Source organism: Mesorhizobium sp. M7A.F.Ca.MR.362.00.0.0, assembly GCF_004023175.1.
Lineage (GTDB): Bacteria > Pseudomonadota > Alphaproteobacteria > Rhizobiales > Rhizobiaceae > Mesorhizobium.
The window spans coordinates 63,693-66,262 of record NZ_RZTF01000004.1 but is presented as its reverse complement, the minus strand read 5'-3'; the positions used below and the strand labels follow the sequence as shown (position 1 = coordinate 66,262).

Genomic DNA, 2,570 nt, shown 5'->3' with positions numbered 1-2,570 from the left:
GGCATCGGGCTACACGGTCCTCGGCCTTTTCGGCTTCAGCGGCTATCGCAAGGCCTCGGCCGAATCGGTGGAACTCGCCAAGCATTGGCTGGAAAAGGCCGATCTTGTCGACCGTGCCGACGACCCGGCCGGCGACCTGCCCTATGGCGCGCAGCGCCGCCTCGAGATCGCTCGCGCCATGTGCACGGGACCCGAGCTTCTGTGCCTCGACGAACCGGCGGCCGGCCTCAATCCGAAGGAATCGGCGGCGCTGAACGAGCTGCTGATCGACATCAAGAACACATCCGGTACCTCGATCCTGTTGATCGAGCACGACATGTCGGTGGTCATGCAGATCTCCGACCATGTCGTGGTGCTGGAGTACGGCCGCAAGATCTCGGACGGCAGTCCGCAGTCGGTGCGCACCGACCCGCGCGTCATCGCCGCCTATCTCGGCGTCGACGACGAGGAAGTCGAAGCGGTCCTTACCGAAGTCGGCGACGAAGATGTCATCGAACAGCTCGATACAGGGCCGGATGCCGCGCATGGTCCGGGAACGTCGTCGTCCTATCTCGCCGGGCCGGTGACCGACACGGTCGGCCATAGTTCGGGCGAGCGGGTTACGGTGGCCAAGGGAGCGTCAAAGGCCGGTCAGGTCGACGCCAGGTCGCTCGCCGCGGCAAACAAGGCAGCCCCGCTGGCAGCCGTGCCGGCAGCGAAGGCAAAGCCTGCTCCGAAAGCGGCTTCAAAGGCGGCAACCGGCGCGGCGGCGACGTCGACCGCGTCGGCCAAGCCGGCAGCCAAGGCCCCGGCAAAGGCTGGAGAGATCTCCAACCGGCTGGCGGCACCTCGCGGCGGCAAGGCCGATAATTTGACCCGCATCAAGGGCATCGGCACGGTCAACGAGAAGAAGCTCAACGATCACGGCATCTTCCATTTCGACCAGATCGGCGCCTGGAAAAAGGCCGACGTCGAGGCCGCCGAAGCCTATCTCGCCTTTGACGGACGTATCGCGCGCGAGGAATGGGTCAAACAGGCCAGGCTGCTCGGCCAGGGCAAGGACACGGAATTCTCGCGCCGCGTCGATGCGGGCAAGGTGGCGACAAGCCATGCTTCCGCAAAGACTGCAAAGGCAGCCACCGGAAAGACCGGGAGCAAGACCGCTGCCAAGCCCGTGGCGGGCAAGCGCGGAGGAGGCAAGTGATGGCCGCGACAACGCTGCTCGATATCAAGGGCGTGCAGACTTACTACGGCAACATCCGAGCCTTGAACGGCGTCGATGTCACTGTGAAGGAAGGTGAGATCGTGGCGCTGATCGGTGCCAACGGCGCCGGCAAGTCGACGCTGATGATGACTATTTTCGGCGCGCCGCGGGCTCGCGCCGGCACCATCACCTTTGCCGGCACCGACATCACCCAGATGCCGACGCACGAGATCGCGCGCATGCGCATTGCCCAGTCGCCCGAGGGCCGGCGGATATTTCCGCGCATGACGGTGATGGAAAACCTGCAGATGGGCGCCAGCCTCGACAACCTCAAGCACTATGACGAGGACGTCGAGAAGGTGTTCACGCTGTTCCCGCGTTTGAAAGAGCGCATCACCCAGCGCGGCGGCACGCTGTCGGGCGGTGAGCAGCAGATGCTGTCGATCGGACGCGCGCTGATGGCACGGCCGAAGCTGCTTTTGCTCGACGAGCCGTCGCTGGGTCTCGCGCCGCTGATCGTCAAGCAGATATTCGACGCCATCCGCGAACTGAACCGCACCCAGGGGCTGACCGTGTTCCTGGTCGAGCAGAACGCCTTCGGCGCGCTCAAGCTCGCCACGCGCGGCTACGTCATGGTCAATGGCAATGTGACGATGAGCGGCACCGGCAAGGAACTGCTCGCCAATCCGGAAGTGCGCGCCGCCTATCTCGAAGGCGGACACCACTGAGTTCGGAGCGGAATGCGTGCATCCGCCATTCCGCTCCAGATTGTTTGTTTGTCGCATGATCTTAGTCCGGAAAGTCCGCAACTTTTCGGGGTCATGCTAAGGAGACTTCACCATGCAGGGCATTCTTTACGAGGAACCCTCGATCTGGCAGTTCTTCTTCGTCACCTGTCTGCTCGGCGGCTGGGCGGCGTGGATGACGGGCAAGGCCAGTGCTCAGACGTGGCGCAGCTTCATCCAGCTGTTCGCCTATATGCTGGGCCTCGGCATCGCGATCCGCTTCATCCATCACGCGCTGTTCGGCGGCACCATGTTCTCGCTGCACTATTATGTCGTCGACACCATCGTGCTGATGATCCTCGGCTTCGTTGGCTACCAATACACGCGCACCAACCAGATGGTGACACAGTATAATTGGCTCTACGAAAGAGCTTCACTCTTGAGCTGGAAACCGAAAGGTTGACGTTCATCATTAACGCCGTCTCGAAATTGAATCGGCGTGACAAGTGCCTGAAAATCGGCAAACTATGCTTTCTGCGATAAGGGTGGGCATCGCATGAAAGCTTCATCCACGCCCACTCCGTTAATGGGAGCGTTTAAATGAAAAAGTCACTTTTGTCCGCCGTCGCCCTGACCGCGCTTGTCGCGTTCGGCGGTGCCGC

At 62.2% G+C, this 2,570-nt stretch carries 3 protein-coding genes; all 3 read left to right on the top strand.

From position 1 onward, the window contains the following. Nucleotides 1–1,183, top strand: a 1,183-nt coding sequence (locus EOC06_RS01335) for an ATP-binding cassette domain-containing protein (RefSeq protein WP_128306881.1), incomplete at its 5' end; no start/stop codon positions are given. Next, nucleotides 1,183–1,911, top strand: a complete 729-nt coding sequence (locus EOC06_RS01330) for an ABC transporter ATP-binding protein (protein WP_127296224.1) — start codon at nt 1,183–1,185, stop codon at nt 1,909–1,911. The genes EOC06_RS01335 and EOC06_RS01330, both read left to right, overlap by 1 nt. Before the next feature lie 112 nt (nt 1,912–2,023). After that, nucleotides 2,024–2,371 (top strand): DUF6867 family protein, encoded by a 348-nt coding sequence (locus tag EOC06_RS01325; RefSeq protein WP_023811804.1) that lies wholly within the window; start codon nt 2,024–2,026, stop codon nt 2,369–2,371. Nucleotides 2,372–2,570 lie beyond the last annotated feature (199 nt).

Coding starts and splice junctions, on each gene's coding strand:
- EOC06_RS01330 (WP_127296224.1), top strand. CDS start 1,183: ATGGCCGCGACAACGCTGCTCGATATCAAGGGCGTGCAGACTTACTAC.
- EOC06_RS01325 (WP_023811804.1), top strand. CDS start 2,024: ATGCAGGGCATTCTTTACGAGGAACCCTCGATCTGGCAGTTCTTCTTC.